This window comes from Lentzea sp. NPDC051838, from assembly GCF_040681245.1.
In the GTDB taxonomy this organism is placed as follows: domain Bacteria; phylum Actinomycetota; class Actinomycetes; order Mycobacteriales; family Pseudonocardiaceae; genus Lentzea.
In genome coordinates this window covers 98,976-117,826 of record NZ_JBFAYI010000026.1, presented here as the reverse complement: position 1 = coordinate 117,826, position 18,851 = coordinate 98,976, and the positions used below count along the sequence as shown (strand labels likewise).

Below are 18,851 nucleotides of genomic sequence, written 5' to 3'. Positions count from 1 at the left end.
TACGTGGGTCAGGACAGGTATGAAGCGAGCAATGGCATCGGCCGCGGTGATCGCGGCTTCTGTGGGGATCCTGCTGGCCGGCGCGGGCACGGCGTCGGCCCAGGAGCCGTACGGCAAGTACTCGACGAAGGCCAAGTGCGAGGCCGTCGGCAAGCCACTGGTGTTCGTCGGGGGTCAACGGGGCTACTCGTGCGACCACCACGCCAGCGCCCCCGCCAACCAGCGCTGGTGGCTGTTCATCTGGTGATCCGGACGCCAGCCGGTCACTCCTCCTCGACGAACTCGAGGAGGTCGCCCGGCTGGCACTCCAGCACCCGGCACATGGCCTCCAAGGTGCTGAACCGCACGGCCTTCGCCCGCCCGTTCTTCAGCACCGCGACGTTGGCCGGCGTCAGCCCGACCTTCTCCGCGAACTCGCCGACGCTCATCTTGCGCTTGGCCAGCTCGACGTCGATGCGCACGATGATCGCCATCAGATCACCGCTTCCATGTCGGACCGCAACGTCGTAGCGCGCTGCAGCAGCGCCCGCATCACGATGAGCACGAGCCCGAACGCGGTGACCCCCGTGGTCAGCAGGAACAGCACCATCGGCGCGCCCGGGTCGTCGGCGTTGAACCCGACCCAGAGGAACACGCCCACCAGCACCACCCACCCGGCCGCGATCGCCCAGACCATCACGTTGACCCACTTGATCGCGGCGTCCGTGAAGATCAGGTCCTTGCGCACCAGCGTCAGCAGCTTCCACGTCGCGACGACCACCACCTGGACGCAGATCACCCAGAAGATCGAGATGATCGCGCCGGGCCAGATCAGGGGGTCGTTCGGGTTCTGCTGCGCCAGGTACATGAACTTGCCCGGCAGGGACAGCGTCTCGAACACGACGAGGATCCCGAACAGGATCACCAGGAAGACCCGGAGGGCGGTCACCGCCCAACGTTCAGAAATCATGCGATCGAGTATCAGTAGCCATCTATCGAAAGTCAATCGGTAGTGATCGAGTTGCAACCGGTCTCTACAGTGATCGCCGTGGGACTGCGTGAGCGCAAGAAGACCGAGACCCGTGCGGCACTGGCGGCCGCCGCCCTGAAGCTGGCCCTGGAGAAGGGCGCCGACGACGTGCGGGTCGACGAGATCGCCGATGCCGCCGGCGTCTCCCCGCGCACCTACAACAACTACTTCCCGAGCCGCGAACACGCGATCGTCGCGGGCATCACGGCCTCACGCGCTCTCGCCGTCGCTTCCGCGCTGAGCTCACGTCCGTCGGACGAGCCCCTGGTCGAGTCGATCATCGCCGCGTTCGTCGAGCAGTACCGCGAGCCGCCCTCCGAGGCTCTGACGCTGATCAACTCGACGCCCGCCCTGCGCGACGCCTACCTCGACTCCACGTCCACGCTGGAGCCGCCGATCGCCTCGGTGATCGCCGCCAGAACCGGCAAGTCCGAGCTCGCCGCAGAGGTGCTGGCCGCCGCGGTGTCGGTGGCCGCGCGGATCGCCGTGCAGCGCTGGGTCGACCTGCGCCCGTCCGGCCTGGTCGTGGTGCCTTCCGCGTCCGTGGAGAACTACCTGCGCGAGGCGATCGGCCACCTCGCGCCCGCCCTCACGTGAGCTCGTCCTTCAGCACGCACATCAGCAGCTCGTCGTACCACTCGCCGTCGCGGAAGAACGCCTGCCGCAGCCGCCCGTCGACCTGGAACCCGATCTTCTTGTAGGACTTGACCGCCCGCTCGTTCGCCTCGACCACGGTGAGCTCGATCGAGTGCAGCCGCAGGGTCTCGAACCCGTACCGGCACACCCTGCGCAACGCGTCGGTGCCGTACCCGCCACCCCAGTACTCGCGCTCGCCGAGGTAGATGTCCACCTTGGCGCGCGCGTTGATCGGGTCCGCCTCCCGCAGCGCCACGATGCCGATGGGCTTGCGCTCCTCCAGCGTCTCGATGCAGAGCGTGACCTTGTCGTGCGCGTTCTCCGAGCGGTCGGAGAGGCGTTTGCGCAGGCCGGCCAACGACTCGTGGAAGTAGCTCTGCAGCCAGCGCATGACTTCTTCGTCGTTGTGCCAGCGGTAGAGGGCGTCGGCGTCCTCGGGTTCGAGGGGCCGCAGATGTACTAGATCACCGGTCAGCACGGTCAAACGCTCCTCAACGCGCGGGTCAGGACGTCGTCGATCTCCAGCACCTCGGCGGGGCTCAGCTGGGGCGCGCGCCATCCTGTCTGTTCCATGTGGTCGATGATGGCCTGGTCGAGGTGGATTCCGTAGGTCTCCACGTACTCGGCCGCGTCGCAGCGCCAGTAGTAGGTCCCGTCGGTCATCACGCCGGATCCGCCGGAGACGCCGAACCGGCCTTCGAGCACGTCCTCGGTGTACTCCATCAGCGCGATCACGAGTGTGCCGCCGCGCAGGTACTCGGCGACCCGTCCGCGAAGATCGCTGGAGAGCTCGCCCACCAACGGCCGCAACAGTTCCGGTGACAACCTGGGACGGCCGAACACCCCGAGAGGCTGCGTCACAGCGTGTCCCGCGACCGGGTTTCCGGTTTCCGCGCGAACGGCAACGGCGGTGCCTCCGGTGCGTCGACGTCCAGCAGCCCGGCCGCGATCGCCACCGCCCGATCCCACTCGGGATCCGACGTGTAGTCCGAGTGCGCCGACACCCCGGACCTCCACCGACGCCCGGGAAACGGTCCCCGCTGCGGATCTGGCAACCAGTGATCGCCACCCAGGACCAATGCCCCGGTAGGCCCGCGCAATGCAGGCGCAAGAGCACCCTCGGACCCGTCCGGCCGATATCCGACGCCGAGCAGCATCCCGTCGAAAACCTGCCGCCGCCACGTCATCACCGCGCCACCCAACGGATCCGTCCCGCGGCACAAAGACCGCCAACGCCCGTCCAGCCCACCGGCCAGTCGAGCCAGCGACGCGTGTGGCACCACAGCGGGAAACGCCCGCGGATAAGCCCACTGCAACTGCGACCCCGCGGTCACGAGCCCGATCCGCTCGCGGTCGTGCGCGGGCAGGTCCTCCAGCAACCGAGCCGCGGCGACAGCAACGAGCAGCGACCCCTGCGAATGCCCGCAGAGCACCACCCGAGTCCCGGGGTCGCGCAGGTGGTCCTGCACTCGGGACACGAGCTCCGGCACGACCTTCAGCGCGTAGCAGGGCGGCACGACAGGATGCGCCTCCCGAGGCCAGAACTGCGCGATGTCCGCGATGATCCCCAGCCGCCGCCCGGACTCGGGCTGCCGAGCCGCCAAGTACACCGCCCGCAGCAACGAAACCGCGAGCAACCCGAGGACGAACACACCGAATGCCGAGAACGGCACGGTCCAGGAAGGCAACGGCACGTTCCGCACCCGCAGGAACGAAGCCAGCACCGCGCCGACGACCAGCACACCGGCGATGACCATGATCAGGTGATGCCCGTGGTTCCGTTCCCACCGAGCCCACCACCAGGCACGGGTCGCAAAGCGGAGATCACGCATGCGTCCGGAGTGCAGCAGTGAAGCCTCGCGCGCCCACACCTTGCCCTTGCGGAACGCACGCCACCGCACCGCGCCGGTGAAAGACGCCAGCCCCAGCGTGCTCAACAGCGCCAAAGCCCCGGCCACACCCCACAGAAGGGTGATGTACGAGTACCCGACCGGCAGCGCGAGCCCGTCGCCGAGAGCCTTCCGCACCGGCAGAGCGATCCCGGCCCCGAACCCACCACCCAGCAGCCCGGCGATCGCCAAAACCGGAGCCGAGAACCACCCACCGGCCCAAGGACGCAGCTCACGAGGCAACGAAGCCCAAGACCGCCGAGCCAGCAGAGCAGCGGGCACCAGCAACAACCCGAAAAGCACCAGAACGAACGCGAGCAGCAACGCCACGACCTGCACGGTCACGTCCGCGCCGGGCACCCGCACCGGCAGCTGTTCCTGCAACCCCAACGTCGTCAGAACCAGAACAGCGGACAAGACCATCAACACGCGACGAGGCCGACGACCAAGAGCAGCCCGCAACCACCGCCCACCGCGATGGGGCGCCCCACCGGTCGGATCGTCGAGCAGCAGCACACCGAGCACCGACAGCCCGATGAACACCAACGCGACGACCCACGCGACCGTGAGAGCCACGTCCATCGGTCCTGTAGCCGTGAGTTGCTTCAATGGGCCACCGAGCGCGATCAGCGAACCCACTGCCAACGCCGTGACGACGTGCAAGGAGCGCAAAGCAGGTGTGTCCGGATCAGTGGCGACGTGCGCACCGGGCAGCCCGGACGAGGGCTCGCGCTCGGATTCCTCGGCGTCGGCGATCTCCCGACGCTCGATCCGCCACTCGACGTGCGAGATCCGGCGCATCACCGAGATCAGCACGACGATTGGGAGAAGTCCTAGAAACGTGCGGAAGTAGGGAAACAGCCGCACGTCGGTTGGAATGCTGGTCAGGCAAGCCGCACCCGGCCGCAGGCACTGGGCGGCGAGCAGGTCGAGGCTCACCACCGAGACCTGCGCGACCAGCAGCGCTGTCAGCAGCAGCGCGAACACCCGCAGCAACGACCGCAGGCAGAGGCCGAGCAGGTGACCAGGCAGATTCCGTTCGGGGACGGGAGGCAGCATCCAGTGCGCGACGTTGGCGATGCTGAACGGGAAGAGCAGGGCCCAGGTGGCCTTGGCCACACCTCCCGACGTCATTCCACCCCACAGGTACCCCTCGACGACGCGGGGTACCGGGCGGCCTTCGGTCTGCAGCACCGGGCCCGGCGCCGGCCTGCGGAGTCTGTCGGCAGGGCGCACGATGCGCCCGAGTCCGTCCCCCGCAACGTCCACGGCCGCGACGGCGTCGACCAGCGTCTGCGGCGTCGTGCCCTGCACGCCGTGCACACGCAGCTCGACGACACGTGTGTCCGGGCCTGCGATCAACACCCGAGACCTCCCTCACCCAACGTGGGGGTCATAGTGGTGCATCCGCGGGCGGTATGGTCGGACGACACCCTCTCTGAAGTGCCTTGGAGGACTTCGCAATGACCGCGGACCGGTTGCAGACCCGCAACGGCATCGACTTCGCAGTGGCCGACCTGTCGCTCCACGAGTTCGGTCGCAAGGAGATCCGCCTCGCCGAGCACGAGATGCCCGGCTTGATGGCGTTCCGCCGCGAGTACTCCGGGGTGTACCCGCTCAAGGGTGCGCGTGTCTCGGGCTCGCTGCACATGACGATCCAGACCGCAGTGCTCATCGAGACCCTGGTTGACCTGGGCGCCGAGGTGCGCTGGGCCTCGTGCAACATCTTCTCGACCCAGGACCACGCGGCCGCGGCCGTCGTCGTCGGCCCGTACGGCACGGAGGAGGAGCCCAAGGGCATCCCGTGCTTCGCGTGGAAGGGCGAGACGCTCGAGGAGTACTGGTGGACGGCCGAGCAGATGCTCACCTGGCCGGACGGCAAGGGCCCGAACATGATCCTGGACGACGGCGGCGACGCCACGCTCCTGGTCCACAAGGGCGTCCAGTACGAGGCGGCCGGTGTCGTCCCGTCGGCTGAAGCGGACGACTCGGAAGAGTGGAAGATCATCCTGGAGACGCTCCGCGCGTCGCTGGCCGCCGACGGCAAGAAGTGGACGAACATCGCGTCCGGCATCCGCGGCGTCACCGAGGAGACCACGACGGGCGTCATGCGCCTGTACCAGCTGGCCGCCGCCGGTGAGCTGCTCTTCCCGGCCATCAACGTCAACGACGCCGTGACGAAGTCGAAGTTCGACAACCGCTACGGCATCCGGCACTCGCTGATCGACGGCATCAACCGCGGCACCGACGTCCTCATCGGCGGCAAGGTCTGCGTCGTCGCGGGCTACGGCGACGTCGGCAAGGGCGCCGCGGAGTCGCTGCGCGGCCAGGGCGGTCGCGTCATCGTCACCGAGATCGACCCGATCTGCGCCCTGCAGGCCGCCATGGACGGCTACGACGTCCAGCGCCTCGAGGACGTCCTCGACAAGGCCGACATCATCATCACCACGACGGGCAACAAGGACGTCGTGATGGTCGAGCACATGGCCGCCATGAAGCACCAGGCGATCGTCGGCAACATCGGCCACTTCGACAACGAGATCGACATGGCCGGCCTCGCCCGCTACCCCGGGATCCGCCGCAACAACATCAAGCCGCAGGTCGACGAGTGGGTCTTCCCGAACGGCCGCACGATCATCGTGCTGTCCGAGGGCCGCCTGCTGAACCTCGGCAACGCGACCGGCCACCCGTCGTTCGTCATGTCGAACTCCTTCTCCAACCAGGTGATCGCGCAGATCGAGCTGTTCACCAAGCACGAGGAGTACGACAACGAGGTCTACCGCCTGCCCAAGGTGCTGGACGAGAAGGTCGCCCGCATCCACCTGGAGGCGCTCGGCGGCAAGCTCACCAAGCTGACCAAGGACCAGGCCGAGTACATCGACGTCGACGTCGAGGGCCCGTTCAAGCCGGAGCACTACCGCTACTGAGCACGTCTTTCAGGGGCCTCCCGCGTGCGTCGCGGGAGGCCCCTGTTTCATGTGCGCGTGGGATTCTTCGGCACGTACGCGTACGAGAACGGCCAGTGGAAGACGCTGTCCGAGGGCGAGCTGCCGCCGCTGGCAGAGCCGTTCCTGTGGATCGACATCCACGACAGCGACATCACCTCGGTCGTCTACGCCCCAGCAGGTCCGGGCACCGGCGTCGCCTACCTGGGCCTGACGCCGCGCACCTACTTCGAGAACCCCAACGCCTCCGACCCCACGGACGTCCTGCGCGAGGCCGCTGGACTGGCCGCGTGGTGGGCGCTGAGCAACTCCGGTGATGTTCCCGGCAAGCAGGCTGAGATCCTCGGCTACCTCGCCGAGGACGAGGACCCGGAGGACTTCTCCATCGAGGAGGGGGAAGACGTCGAGGACGTCGACGTGTTCGTCGAGATCAAGACGGCCCGGTTCCTGGAAGTGCTGGACCTGCCGCTGCCTACCGGGCTCCGATGAACCCCTGCCAGGCCTCGACGCTGAACTTCAGCTCGGGGCCGGCGGCATTCTTGGAGTCACGCACACGCACAGCCTGGGCAAACGCCACCTCAACGCATGCACTGTCCTCAGAGCCGCCTCCGCTGTAGCTGCTCTTACGCCAGGTGAAGTTTCCGGCCACTGAGGTCCTCCCGCGATCGGCTGGCGAGATCCGCCACCATCGATCGCGATTGTTCCTCATCGAGTGCGAGCGCATCCAGGACCGCGAAGATCGACTTGCAGTGCTTGACCCCGGCCAGATCCTGCACGAACACCTGCGCGAGGTCCGACCCCGAGTAAGCCGTGCTGCTGCGCTTCTCGTACTCCCACAGGATGTACTCGGCGGGAAGCGCGCCAGCCGCGCCGGCAGTGGCGGGCACGATCCGGATGACATGGGAGTGGAAGAGCAGCCTCATCAGCTGGTCCTCCATGATCTGGTTGCTGCCTACCTTGAGCCGCAAGGCGTACTCGTGGATGTAGAAGGTGCACTTCGGGGGGTTGCGTCGCCGCAGGATCGATTGCCGCTCCATGCGGAAGCGAACCGCCCTCTCGATCACTTCCGAAGCCAGCAGGCCGCGCTCCTGGAACAGCGCGAACGCATACTCCTCCGACTGCACGAGGCCTGGAATGGAGGTCATCGTGTAGCTGGTGATCTTTTCCGCACTCGACTCGGCCATCGACATCGTGCGCAGGTTGTCCGGGACCTGGACGAAGTAGGGGTTGAAGGCCGACCGGTAGCGGTCGAGGAAGTCCTCGATGAAGGTCTGCGGGCGTCCACATCGGCCCAGGTACTGGACGATGTCGATCTCGCTCGCCCGCACCTTGCCGTTCTCGATGTTCGAGACCTTCCCCGGATCCCACCCGAGCATCCGGGCGATCCGCCGCGAGCGGAACCTCGTGTAGGTCTCCCGCACCTGGCGCAGCTCATCACCCAGGTCACGGCTGTACGGAGTGGACGGATCGCCGTTCATGGAAATCACGTTAGTGATGGAGGAAAAACAACAGCATGCCCAAAACGGGTGGACTTACTCTGGAAGCCGTGAACGAGTTCGGCTTCAGCACTGAGACGCACGACGTGTGGTCGTGCGACGCCTTCGTGCCGTTGATCGACGGCAAGCCGCTCACGCACCTGATCGACACCTTCGAGGCTCGCGCCAGGATGCAGCCGGCCGGCGAGATGTACGGCGGCTTCATCGAGGACGAGCTGGCTCAGGCGTTCCGGCCGGGAAAGGCACAACTGGTGCTGGCCTGCTCGTGCGGCGCCGCCGAGTGCTGGCCGCTCCAGGCCGACATCACGGTCGACGGCGACACGATCGTCTGGAACGAGTTCCGCCAGCCGCGGCGCAAGGACCGCGACTACACGCGCTTCGGGCCGTTCCGGTTCGACCGCGCGCAGTACGAGGAAGCACTCGCAGAACTCGGTTGACGTGCGGGTTTTACTGGCAGAGTGCGGACGACCATCATCAAGAAGACCCTGCGCGTGCCCCTGTCGGACGGCGCTGCGGGAGACGGTCGCGCGCTCGCCAGGCAGCTCGACTCGGCGCTGATCAAGGTTGGCTTCAAGGCGTCGCGCGAGCTGCTCGAACACGTCTCGACGCTCGCCGACGCCGAGGACTACGCCGCGACGATCGTCCGCGCTGTCAAGGAGTTGGTCGGCGCGCGGGCGCAGCACAACCCGTACTTCAAGGACTTCCCGCACAACGTGCCGGACACGGTCGCGTTCTGGCTGTCGTGCATCGAGGACGTCGCCGAGTTCACCGGCAACCTGCTCGACCTGCCGAAGTACGGCCGCGTCCAGCACACGTACGAGGAGATGCTCGCCGCCCACGCCGACCTGGTCCCGAGTCTCAAGGACCGCGTGACGGTCCTGCACCTCGGTGGCACGCTCGACGACGAGATCACGAACCTCTACCTGGAGCTCGCGGCGAGCCCGATCCCGTTGGGCGAAGACGACCGCACGCTGCTCGGCGACCTGGCGACGCAGCGTCTCGACGTCGCGCCGGAATCCGTTCCCACCAGGGAGAACCGCGCGATCCTCAACGCCGCTCGCCTCGTCGCGCAGCGGCCGCTCGCGGACATCGACACGGTCACCGACGTCCTGCGCCTCGCCGCGGAAGCGTCCGGCGGCGATGTCACGCTGCGCGAGAACACCCGCTTCCGCTCGTTCCGCAGGCCGGAGCGCCGGGCGCTGCTCGCCGCGTTGAACGAGGTGCAGCCGAGCAAGTTCGGCGACGTCAACCAGCACCGCGAGGCGTGGAAGCGCCTCGGCGAGCGGCTGCACCCGCACGAGCACCCGTTCGAGCAGGCCAAAGACGTCTTCGCGGTGGCGCGCAAGGAGAAAACCGTCCGGTCGTTCGCCGGTCAGGTCGAGATGGCGTTCGCGGACAAGGATCCAGACCTCGCGCTGCGCATCCTCTCGAAGGCGCCCGGTCTGTTACTGCGCAGCGTCGACCGGCTGGTCCGCAACGGCGCTTCTGGCGTTGCCGAGGCCGTGGCAACCGCCGCTCCCGACGTGTCCGGACGCGTGCTCGTATCGGTGCTGGAGCACTTGAGCAACCGCGAGAATCCCGACGCGGCAAGGGTTTTCGCGAACCGCGGCCGCAAGGTGTGGATCGCGGACGACAGCCGTCCGCCGATCGACGCCACCGCGATCACCGAGGTCGTCGAGGCCGAACTGATCCGCAGGCTGCCGGAGTTCTCTTCGCTGACCGTCGATCCCGAGGTTCTCGACGTCGTCGTGCCGATGTCCGGCACGGCCACCGAGGACGGTTTCGGCGTGCTCCCACGCGGCTCGAAGCTGTCGCTCGAAGGCGATGTGCTGCGGTTCTTCACGCACTGGCGCCAGAAGTCGAAGCGCACCGACTACGACCTGTCGGTGGTGCTGCTCGACGAGAACTTCGCGTTCCAGAGCCAGGTGTCGTGGACGCAGCTGAAGTCCGACGGCGCGTTCCACTCCGGCGACCTCACCGATGCCACCGACGGCGCGACGGAGTTCATCGACCTGCACCGGGACGCGATCAAGGCGAAGTACGTGGTGCCGCAGGTCAACGTGTACGCAGGCGAGGGGTTCGACGACGTCGCCGAGTCGACGTTCGGCTTCATGACGCGCGACCTCGACCAGCTGGGCAAGCCGTTCGAGCCGAGCACGGTTCGCGCGCGTTCCTCCATGCGCGGCAAGGGAAAAGTCGCGCTGCCGGTGATGTTCGAACGGCAGGGCGACGTCTGGCACGGCACCTGGCTGCACCTCTACCTGCGCGGCAGGTACTGGGGCAACCGGGTCGAGGAGAACCGCGACCTGGTCAAGCTGATCGCCGGGGCAGCCTTGCACCGCAACTACTTCACCGTCGCGCGGCTGAAGAACCTGTTCGAACGCAAGGGTTCCACGCCTGGCGGCCAGTCTATCCACATTGGACTCACGCGCTCGGACGCGGGTGTGACCACCGTGGCGGAACTCGGAAACATGCTGTCGGACTGAGGCTTCCGCTGCTACCGTGGCGCAAGCGAGGCCATGAGAGGGCTTCCTTCTAATTCCGGAACCGGAATGGTCTTCGGACCGCCGGTCTTCAGCCCTCTCGCTTCCCTCGCCCCTAGCTCCACTCGACGGCGATGCCGGCAATACCAGGGCCGACATCGCCGAAGTACGCGCTGACGACGCCGCCGAGCCCGCACACGAGCTCCTCGACGTCCACAGGCGTGGCCTCGGCCGAGGCCCGGAACTGCTTGATGCAGCGCGCGGGCATCGCGCGCCGGTGGAACGACAGCTGCACCAGGTACGAGCCGCTGGTGTCGCGGAACGTCCGGTGGTGCCCGGGAGTCGCGCCGCCGGTGTCGTCGACGATCGTGAAGCTGAAGACGTGCTCCTCGCCGGCCGAGAGCCGCCGGTCGAACAGCATCTCCACGGCCAGGTTGCGAGAAGCGCTCTCCCGCCGCAACCGCCCCTGTCGGCATCCTTCACCGGCGCGCACCAGCGCGTTCTCGATCAACGAACCGTCGTCGCCGCGGTGCACGGCCAGGTAGCGATCGGGACCCTGGCGCACCGCCCGCACGACCAGCCGCGTGGTGATCGAGCGCTGTTCGCGGTGCATGCCGAGCTGCACGGTGTCGTGCACGGACAGCACCTCGAGGTCGGCGTTGCCGCGCGCGGCCTCGGGCACCGAGTCGAACGACGCGAGCAGCGGTGCGGGCTCCGGCCACGTCGCGACGGGACGCGGCAGGTAGGTGTTGGCGTTGCGCGGACCGATCAGGTCGAGGAGCGACGACGGCGGCAGACGCAGCACGGACTCGAGCGCGCGCACCGTGCTGATGGCGCGGGGGACCTCGGGGTGGCGCAGGCCGCGTTGCCAGTAGGAGAGCGTCGACTGGCCGACCTGGACGCCGAGTTGTTCGAGGTGGGCGCGCAGCCGGGCGAGCGAGAGGCCCCGGTGGGCGATCGCCTCGCGCAGGGCCCGGTGGAACGGCCCGTAGCGCAGCGTCTCGGTGAGCGAGGTCGGCAGACCCCCGATCGGGTGGCCGTTCGGTTCGTTGACCGACTCGGCGTGCCCGGAATCCGCGGCCACCGCGGCACCTACCCTTCACACGCGCCGTGATGACTGTTCACCGTAGTCACTCAATCTGGTGATCGAAAGATCGGATTTCGCCCGTGTGGGGGATGCACGGCGGCCATGTGAGTGGCCGGTACCGGTCCCGTTAGGGTTCCCGCGTGGGAAAGCTCGTAGTGATCGAAGGTCTTGACGGTGCCGGCAAGCGCACGCTCGCCAACGGCCTGACCGAGGCGCTGCACGCCCAGGGCAGGACCGTGACCAGCCACGCGTTCCCGCGCTACGGCATCAGCGTGCACGCTGACCTGGTCCGCGACGCTCTCTACGGCAAGGTCGGCGACCTCAGCGACTCGGTCTACGGCATGGCGGTGCTGTACGCGCTGGACCGGCGCGGCGCGGCCGACCAGATCCGCAAGGACCTCGAAGAGCACGACGTCGTGCTGCTCGACCGCTATGTGGCTTCGAACGCGGCCTACAACGCCGCGCGGCTGCACCAGGACGAGAACGGCGAGTTCGTCGAGTGGGTGCGCGCGCTGGAGATCGACCGGTTCGGACTGCCGGTTCCGGACCTGCACCTGCTGCTCCGCGTGCCCGTCGAGGTCGCCGCCGAACGGGCGGCGAAACGTGAACTCGACGATGACTCACGTGCTCGCGACATTTACGAATCGAATAGCGGTCTGCAGGCCAGGTGCGGTGTCGTCTACGACGGATTGGCGAACATCAACTGGCTCGCTCCGTGGCAAGTGGTCGACGGGCGGTCAAACGTGAAGTTTCATTCGCTTCTGGAACCACTCTTCACTCCTTGAGTGGTCGCTCACGTGCGTACCGATTGACACGATCGTGGATCCGGTACGTCACTGTGAGTGTATAGGAGATCACAATTTGAAGCGTGTTCTGCAGCGCACCCCTGTTGGAGTCGCCCGTACGGCTGTTCTGATCGCTGCCGCCCGCGCCAACGAGCAACGTAATCTCCGCCGCCTCTTCCACGACCCACTGGCCGCAGGACTCGTGGAGGCCGCCGGCTCCGCGAACGACCTGAACGGCGTCCGGACCCTCGCGGGCGATCACTTCGTCCTGCGCACCCGGTATTTCGACGACCAGCTCCTCAACTCGGCCCAGCCGCAGGTAGTGATCATGGCGGCGGGCCTCGACACCAGAGCGTTCCGGCTGCCCTGGCCGCCGGGCACAACACTCTTCGAGCTCGACCTGCCCGAGCAGGTCGCGTTCAAGGAGGACGCTCTGCACGATCTGAACGCCCGGCCCAAGTGCGAACGCGTGGTCGTCCCCTGCGACCTGCGCGAGGACTGGCCGACAGCGCTGATCCAGGCGGGGTTCGACCCGAAGAGGCCCACGGCGTGGTTGCTGGAGGGCCTCTTCATGTTCCTGCCCCCGGACGCGGGGGACCGGATCCTGTACTGGGTGAGTGCGCTGTCGACCCGCGGCAGCACGCTCGCGCTCGAACACGTCAACCACGAGTTCCGCGAGTTGCCGCAGATGAGGCCGGTGCACGAGCGGTTCGACACGCTGGACGCCCGCTGGCAGTCCGACGTGGAGGACCCGGTCGAGTGGCTCGCGAGCCACGGCTGGCACGCCACCGTCACCCATCCGGTCGACCTCGCCGCGCAGCACGACCGCGCGGTGCCGGCGATCACCGATCCTCGGAAGGTGGGTGATGCGCGGATCTGGCTGGCCTCGGCGATCCGCACGGTCTGACGTCACCGGGTAACGAAAGGTGAACGTCGCGCGGATATTCCGGCGACGAGCAGGCCAAATCGGGGCGAGGTGGGGCACGTGGAGCGACAGTTCCGGCCGGTGACCGAACGAGCGCACACCGCCACCAGCGGCAACGGAGCGTGGGCGGTGCGCGAGCGCGCGACCGGCAGTGCGACGATGTTGGGTATGAAGGCACGCGTGCTCGTCGTCGATGACGACCCCGCCCTGGCGGAGATGCTGACGATCGTGTTGCGCGGGGAGGGCTTCGACACCGCGGTGGTCGCCGACGGTGCCCGTGCCCTGCCCGCGCTGCGCGAGCTCAAGCCCGACCTCGTGCTGCTCGACCTGATGCTGCCGGGAATGAACGGCATCGACGTCTGCAAGGCGATCAGGTCCGAGTCGGGCGTGCCGATCGTGATGCTCACCGCGAAGAGCGACACGGTCGACGTGGTGCTGGGCCTCGAGTCCGGCGCGGACGACTACGTGGTGAAGCCGTTCAAGCCGAAGGAGCTGGTCGCCCGCATCCGGGCGCGGCTTCGTCGCACGGAGGCCGAGCCGTCCGAGGTGCTGCAGATCGGCGACCTCACGATCGACGTCCCGGGCCACGAGGTGCTGCGCGAGGGCAGGCCGATCCAGCTCACGCCGCTGGAGTTCGACCTCCTCGTCGCCCTGGCCCGCAAGCCGCGCCAGGTGTTCACCCGCGAGGTGCTGCTCGAGCAGGTGTGGGGTTACCGCCACGCCGCCGACACGCGCCTGGTGAACGTCCACGTGCAGCGGCTGCGTTCCAAGGTCGAACGGGACCCGGAGCACCCCGAGGTGGTGTTGACTGTCCGCGGTGTCGGGTACAAGGCCGGCCCTCCGTGACAGGTGGCGTATGAAGTTCGTTCGGCCGGTCGTCGCGAAGGCGCAGTTCCTCGTCGAGGAAGCGCGGAAGCGGTGGACCGCGTTTGGTGACGTGTGGCGTCGTTCGCTGCAGTTGCGCGTCGTCGTGTCCACGCTCGCGTTGTCGTCGGCCGTGGTGTTCGTGCTGGGCATGGTTCTGCAGATGCAGATCACCAACCAGCTGCTGAGCACCAAGGACGAGGCCGCGGTGCGCCAGGCGATGGCCTCCCGGGCGTTGATCCAGTCCGATCTGGTCGGTCTGAACCCCGGCCCGGACAGCGTGCAGACGCGGTTCCAGAGCGCCATCAACAAGCTCGCCGTCGGTGGCGCCGGTACGGACGCCACGACGGCGGGTGCCGGCGCGTTCGAGCCCGTCCTCGCCGACGGGCAGGGTGCGAGCAGCGCCGGCCGCGTGCCGGCCGTCGGGCCGCTCGACGACGTTCCCCGCGGTCTGCGTGACATGGTCGAGAACGGCGGCGAGGCCACCCAGATCCACACCGTGCAGCGCGGTGGGCGGCCGACGACGCTGTTCGTCGTGGGTCTGCCGATGAGCACGACCGCGCGCTCGATGCAGCTGTACCTGATCTTCCCGCTGACCGCCGAGCAGCGGACCGCCGAGGTCGTGCAGTCGACGCTGGCCGTCGGTGGCGTCGTGCTGCTGGTTCTGCTGGCTCTCATCGCGAACCTCGTGACGCGCCAGGTGGTCCGGCCTGTCCGGCAGGCCGCCGAGGTCGCGGAACGGTTCGCGGACGGCACGTTGCACGAACGCATGCACGTCGTCGGTGAGGACGACGTGGCGCGCCTGGCCGAGTCGTTCAACGAGATGGCCGAGTCGATCCAGGCCCAGTTCAAGCAGCTGGAGGAGTTCGGCCAGCTGCAGCGCCGCTTCACCTCGGACGTCTCGCACGAGCTGCGCACGCCGCTGACGACAGTGCGCATGGCCGCGGACGTCCTGCACGCCTCGCGCGAACAGTTCCCGGCCGGACTCGCCCGCTCCACCGAGCTGCTGGTCGACGAGCTCGACCGGTTCGAGTCGCTGCTGGGCGACCTGCTGGAGATCTCGCGTCTGGACGCCGGTGTCGAGGAGCTGACCGCCGAACAGGTCGACATCCGCGTGCTGGCCCGCCGTGCGCACGACTCGGTGCGCGCGATCTCGTCCTCGGCCGGTTCACCTGTCGTGCTGGACCTGCCGGACTCCGAGCTCGTCGCCGAGCTGGATTCCCGTCGCGTGGAACGGATTCTGCGCAACCTGCTCGCCAACGCCATCGACCACGGCGAGGGCCAGCCGGTCGAGCTGACCATGCGCGGGAGTTCCGACGCCGTAGCGATCACGGTGCGAGACCACGGAGTCGGGCTTCGACAGGGCGAGGCGGAGCTGGTGTTCAGCCGCTTCTGGCGCGCCGACCCGTCGCGCAACCGCCGCACCGGCGGTACCGGTCTGGGTCTGTCGATCTCGCTGGAGGACGCGCGGCTGCACGGCGGCTGGCTCGAGGCGTGGGGCGAACCCGGCCACGGCGCGGTGTTCCGGCTGACCCTGCCGCGCAGGCACGGCGAGGAGGTGCGGGAGAGCCCGCTCGCTCTGGCGCCCGTTCTCGAATCCGTTGCGGTGGTTGAGGAACCGGTCGTCGTCGAAGAGCCGGAAGAGGTCGAGCTGACCGAGGCGGAGATCACCTGGCAGCCCGCGGAGCCGGTGGACGGAACGCCCGTGTCCGAGGTTTCGGAGGAAGTGCGGTGAAACGGCTGGCGCTGCTGGCACTCGTCCTCGTGACCCTCACGGGGTGTGCGGCGATCCCGACGAACACCCAGCCGAAACCGATCGGCCCCAAGGACAACAAGGCCACGAACACGGCTGCCGTGCCGGAACCGCGGCAGGGCATCGACCCGTTCATGCTCGTGCGCGAGTTCATCGACGCCGCCTCGAACCCGGACGGCGACTACGCGGCGGCCCGCGCGTACATGACGCCGGAGGCCAGCAAGGGCTGGATCGTCAAGAACCCCGTCATCATCGAGTCGGCCTTCTCGACGGTGCCGACCTCGCAGGCGCCGCAGGACAAGACGCAAACCGTGCTGCTGCAGGGAAAGCGCGTCGGCCGGCTCGGCGGTGACGGAGCGTTCGTGCCGGAGCTCGGTGACCTCCGCGAGCCGGTGAAGGTGGAGCGCAACGCCGACAACCAGTGGCGCATCTCGGAAGCACCGCCGGCCGTCTACCTGCCGCTGAACATCTTCAACAACAACTACCGCCGCGTGACCCTGTACTTCTACAACCCAGAGTTCACCGTGCTGGTGCCGGATCCGCGGTACGTCGTCGTCCCGCCCGCCACGAGCATCCCCACGCGCGTCACGGACCTCCTGCTGCGCGGCCCCGGCGAAACCGTCCGCGACACGCTGAAGACCGCGATCAGCCCGGACGCCGCCACGTTCTCGGACACGCGCGAAGCCGACGACGGCGCGCTGGAGGTCAACCTCACCAGGGTGGGCAAGGACCTGACGCCCGAGAAGAGCAAACAGATCGTCGCGCAGGTCGTGAAGTCGCTCTCGGGCGTCACGACCTCGCGGGTGCGCGTGCTCGTCGACGGCCAGCAGATCCTGCCGGACACACGGGACTACCGGGTGTCGGACGTCTCGGGAACCGCGGGCGAGGCGTTGCTGGCGTTGAACGCGAACCTCCAGGGCATGATCGTGGCGGACGGGGCGATCAGGTCGCTGTCCGACGGCAACCCGATCAAGGGCCCGGCGGGCAGCGGTGCGTACGGCGCGGTGTCGGCCGCGCAGTCGTTGGACGGCTCCAGACTGGCCGTGGTGTCTCGTTCCGGTGGCGGCATGAAGCTGCGCGTGGGCGAGGTGGAGCAGGACCTGTCCGAAGTGGACCAGCCCGCCACGACGCTGAGCCGCCCGACGTGGCTGCTCTCCACCGGCCCGAAGGAACCCGGCTCGGAAGTCTGGACGGTCGTCGACGGCACCTCCGTCGCCCGCGTGACCCGGTCCGACAACGGCGGCTGGACGGCCAAGGGCGTCAACATCACCGACCTGGCCCAGTTCGGCCCGATCAGCGATCTCCGGCTGTCCCGCGACGGCACCCGCGCGGCCCTGGTGATCGGCGGCAAGCTCTACCTGACGTCGGTGGTGCGCAACGACCAGGACGTCGCCCTGCGCACGCCGCGCCAGATCCAGCAGTCGACGCTGGGCTCGGCCGTGCAGTCGGTCGACTGGCTCTCTCAGGACGTGCTGGTCGTGGCCTCCTCTCTGCCCTCGCTACCGGTCACGAAGGTCTACACGGACGGCTTCAAGCTGGACCGCTACAGCCAGTCGAACCTCACCGTGCCGGTGGGCTCGGTGGCCGCGGCGCCCGCACGCCAGGTGCAGGTGATCGACCCGTCGGGGTTGTGGTCGGCGTCGGACATCACCGACGTGTGGAAGTCGAGCTCGATCCGGGTGCCGGCGGGCTCGCTGGTCTTCTACCCGGGCTGAGCGCACGCTGGGGCCTGGGGTCAGCCCGCGGCAGGCGTGGGCGGGTCAACCAGGCGGGTGTGGCTGGGCTGATGGCGGCTCGAGCACGGCTCCCTGCTCAGTCGGATTTGGGCATGCCGGTGTCAGCGCGGGCCGGGTTCCCTACCCAGGTGGGTTGGGCGGTGCCGGTGTCAGCGCGGGCCGGGCTGCCTACCCAGGTGGGTTGGGCGGTGTCGGTGTCATCGCGAGGACGGTTCGCTACCTAGGTGGGTTCGGCCGTGCGGACGTCAGCGCGGGCCCAGCTCTCTACCCAGGTGGGTTGGGCGGTGTCGATGTCATCGCGAGGACGGCTCGCTACCCAGGCGGATTTGGGCGTGCCGGTGTCAGCGCGGGCCGGGCTCCTTACCCAGGTGGGTTGGGCAGTGCCGGTGTCAGCGCGGGCACGGCTCTCTACCCACGTGGTTCGGGCGTGCCGATATCAGCGCGAGTCCACCTCCCTACCCTAAAAGCGGGCTCAGCCGTGCGGACGTCAGCGCGAGCCCGGCTCTCTACCCAGACGGGTTCGGCCGTGCCGACGTCAGCACGAGCACCGCGTTCGTGCGCACCCCTGCTCGCCGTAAAGCCCTCACACAAGCCGATGCAGTCGCCCCGGTGGTGATCACGTCGTCGAGCAGCACCGTGGTCCCCGGCGGCGGTCTGCCGTGGACGAGCACCCGCCCTTCCAGGTTGCGCCGCCGTTCCCCGACACCCAACCCCACCGAGTCGCGAACCCCGGGCGCGAGCCGCAACACGGAAGCCACCTGAGCGATCTCGACCGCCCGCGCGATTCTCAGCATGTGGTCGCCACCCCGTTCGCGGGCGGCACTTCGGCGTGACGGCGCGGGGATCAGCGTCCACGGCTTCGGCCCCACCGCGACCAGAGCCGCCGCCACCATCGCGCCGAACCAGGCCACAAGCGCCCGTGCGCCCCGTTCCTTGAAGGCGAGCACGAGTTCCCTTGCGGGGCCCCGATAGGCGGCCAGCGCCCACACTGGAGGCCCGACACCGGGCACCTGGATTCGCGACGGCGGCCCGAAAGCGTCGAGACACGTGGCGCAGCAGGCAACTCCAGGGCGGTCGCAGCCGGCGCAGGAGGACGGCAGGAGCAGGTCGAGTGCGGTCATGGGACAAGCATGGCGACGAGGTCTGACAAAAAATCGCGGTCGGAGCCTCAGACCGCCGGTGGGGACTTTCGGCACCGCCCACAAGGGTGAAGTTCCTGTTTCGTTGTGGATCACCAAACGGT

Annotated in this window: 20 protein-coding genes; 11 read left to right on the top strand and 9 right to left on the bottom strand. The window is 68.2% G+C overall.

Annotation, left to right across the window (positions count from 1 at the left end; translation table 11 throughout):
- Nucleotides 1–19: 19 nt before the first annotated feature.
- Nucleotides 20–247, top strand: coding sequence for a hypothetical protein (locus AB0M24_RS37090; RefSeq protein ID WP_363778149.1), 228 nt, complete (start codon nt 20–22; stop codon nt 245–247).
- 16 nt (nt 248–263) lie between these two features.
- On the opposite strand, the gene AB0M24_RS37085 is transcribed toward AB0M24_RS37090, so the two are convergent.
- Both AB0M24_RS37085 and AB0M24_RS37080 read right to left on the bottom strand, forming a co-directional pair.
- Nucleotides 264–473, bottom strand: a complete 210-nt coding sequence (locus tag AB0M24_RS37085; protein WP_363778148.1) for a helix-turn-helix transcriptional regulator — start codon at nt 471–473, stop codon at nt 264–266.
- Nucleotides 473–949, bottom strand: coding sequence for a DUF2975 domain-containing protein (locus AB0M24_RS37080; RefSeq protein ID WP_363778147.1), 477 nt, complete (start codon nt 947–949; stop codon nt 473–475). Before AB0M24_RS37080 ends, AB0M24_RS37085 begins: the two co-directional genes overlap by 1 nt.
- A gap of 78 nt (nt 950–1,027) precedes the next feature.
- Here AB0M24_RS37080 and AB0M24_RS37075 point away from each other — a divergent pair, with 78 nt between their 5' ends.
- Nucleotides 1,028–1,606: a TetR/AcrR family transcriptional regulator gene (locus tag AB0M24_RS37075; RefSeq protein WP_363778146.1), complete on the top strand. Its 579-nt coding sequence runs from the start codon at nt 1,028–1,030 to the stop codon at nt 1,604–1,606.
- On the opposite strand, the gene AB0M24_RS37070 is transcribed toward AB0M24_RS37075, so the two are convergent.
- The 3 genes from AB0M24_RS37070 to AB0M24_RS37060 are packed head-to-tail and all read right to left on the bottom strand — an operon-like array spanning nt 1,599 to nt 4,899.
- Complete coding sequence (locus tag AB0M24_RS37070) at nt 1,599–2,123, bottom strand: GNAT family protein (RefSeq protein WP_363778145.1); 525 nt, start codon at nt 2,121–2,123, stop codon at nt 1,599–1,601. The genes AB0M24_RS37075 and AB0M24_RS37070 overlap by 8 nt on opposite strands.
- Nucleotides 2,124–2,125: 2 nt before the next feature.
- On the bottom strand, nt 2,126–2,506 hold the full coding sequence (locus AB0M24_RS37065; protein ID WP_363778144.1) for a hypothetical protein: 381 nt from the start codon (nt 2,504–2,506) through the stop codon (nt 2,126–2,128).
- On the bottom strand, nt 2,503–4,899 hold the full coding sequence (locus AB0M24_RS37060; protein WP_363778143.1) for a hypothetical protein: 2,397 nt from the start codon (nt 4,897–4,899) through the stop codon (nt 2,503–2,505). Before AB0M24_RS37060 ends, AB0M24_RS37065 begins: the two co-directional genes overlap by 4 nt.
- A gap of 98 nt (nt 4,900–4,997) precedes the next feature.
- Here AB0M24_RS37060 and ahcY point away from each other — a divergent pair, with 98 nt between their 5' ends.
- Nucleotides 4,998–6,461, top strand: coding sequence for an adenosylhomocysteinase (ahcY, locus tag AB0M24_RS37055; protein WP_363778142.1), 1,464 nt, complete (start codon nt 4,998–5,000; stop codon nt 6,459–6,461).
- Nucleotides 6,462–6,518: 57 nt separating this feature from the next.
- Nucleotides 6,519–6,968 (top strand): hypothetical protein, encoded by a 450-nt coding sequence (locus AB0M24_RS37050; protein WP_363778141.1) that lies wholly within the window; start codon nt 6,519–6,521, stop codon nt 6,966–6,968.
- Here the strand turns inward: AB0M24_RS37050 and AB0M24_RS37045 are convergent.
- Both AB0M24_RS37045 and AB0M24_RS37040 read right to left on the bottom strand, forming a co-directional pair.
- Nucleotides 6,952–7,188 (bottom strand): DUF397 domain-containing protein, encoded by a 237-nt coding sequence (locus AB0M24_RS37045; RefSeq protein WP_363778140.1) that lies wholly within the window; start codon nt 7,186–7,188, stop codon nt 6,952–6,954. The genes AB0M24_RS37050 and AB0M24_RS37045 overlap by 17 nt on opposite strands.
- Nucleotides 7,103–7,957: a helix-turn-helix transcriptional regulator gene (locus AB0M24_RS37040; protein ID WP_363778139.1), complete on the bottom strand. Its 855-nt coding sequence runs from the start codon at nt 7,955–7,957 to the stop codon at nt 7,103–7,105. The genes AB0M24_RS37045 and AB0M24_RS37040 overlap by 86 nt, the downstream gene beginning before the upstream one ends.
- 68 nt (nt 7,958–8,025) lie before the next feature.
- On the opposite strand from AB0M24_RS37040, the gene AB0M24_RS37035 reads away from it, so the two are divergent.
- Nucleotides 8,026–8,412, top strand: coding sequence for a hypothetical protein (locus AB0M24_RS37035; RefSeq protein ID WP_363778138.1), 387 nt, complete (start codon nt 8,026–8,028; stop codon nt 8,410–8,412).
- A 21-nt stretch (nt 8,413–8,433) separates the two neighbouring features.
- Nucleotides 8,434–10,461 (top strand): hypothetical protein, encoded by a 2,028-nt coding sequence (locus tag AB0M24_RS37030; RefSeq protein WP_363778137.1) that lies wholly within the window; start codon nt 8,434–8,436, stop codon nt 10,459–10,461.
- A 112-nt stretch (nt 10,462–10,573) separates the two neighbouring features.
- Here the strand turns inward: AB0M24_RS37030 and AB0M24_RS37025 are convergent, their stop codons facing one another.
- Complete coding sequence (locus AB0M24_RS37025) at nt 10,574–11,542, bottom strand: hypothetical protein (RefSeq protein WP_363778136.1); 969 nt, start codon at nt 11,540–11,542, stop codon at nt 10,574–10,576.
- A 143-nt stretch (nt 11,543–11,685) separates the two neighbouring features.
- Here AB0M24_RS37025 and AB0M24_RS37020 point away from each other — a divergent pair, with 143 nt between their 5' ends.
- The 5 genes from AB0M24_RS37020 to AB0M24_RS37000 all read left to right on the top strand — a co-directional run bounded on the left by AB0M24_RS37020 (nt 11,686) and on the right by AB0M24_RS37000 (nt 17,587).
- Complete coding sequence (locus AB0M24_RS37020; RefSeq protein WP_363778135.1) at nt 11,686–12,330, top strand: dTMP kinase; 645 nt, start codon at nt 11,686–11,688, stop codon at nt 12,328–12,330.
- A gap of 76 nt (nt 12,331–12,406) precedes the next feature.
- The gene (locus AB0M24_RS37015; RefSeq protein ID WP_363778134.1) at nt 12,407–13,237 is read left to right on the top strand and encodes an SAM-dependent methyltransferase; all 831 of its coding nucleotides are present in this window, start codon (nt 12,407–12,409) and stop codon (nt 13,235–13,237) included.
- Nucleotides 13,238–13,423: 186 nt separating this feature from the next.
- Complete coding sequence (gene mtrA, locus AB0M24_RS37010; RefSeq protein ID WP_030471262.1) at nt 13,424–14,101, top strand: MtrAB system response regulator MtrA; 678 nt, start codon at nt 13,424–13,426, stop codon at nt 14,099–14,101.
- A gap of 10 nt (nt 14,102–14,111) precedes the next feature.
- Nucleotides 14,112–15,854 (top strand): MtrAB system histidine kinase MtrB, encoded by a 1,743-nt coding sequence (mtrB, locus tag AB0M24_RS37005; RefSeq protein ID WP_363778133.1) that lies wholly within the window; start codon nt 14,112–14,114, stop codon nt 15,852–15,854.
- Entirely contained in the window at nt 15,851–17,587 is a 1,737-nt protein-coding gene (locus AB0M24_RS37000) for an LpqB family beta-propeller domain-containing protein (RefSeq protein WP_363778132.1), read from the top strand. The genes mtrB and AB0M24_RS37000 overlap by 4 nt, the downstream gene beginning before the upstream one ends.
- Before the next feature lie 527 nt (nt 17,588–18,114).
- On the opposite strand, the gene AB0M24_RS36995 is transcribed toward AB0M24_RS37000, so the two are convergent.
- A complete protein-coding gene (locus AB0M24_RS36995) occupies nt 18,115–18,729 on the bottom strand; it encodes a phosphoribosyltransferase (protein WP_363778131.1) in 615 nt (204 codons plus the stop codon).
- Nucleotides 18,730–18,851: the final 122 nt, after the last annotated feature.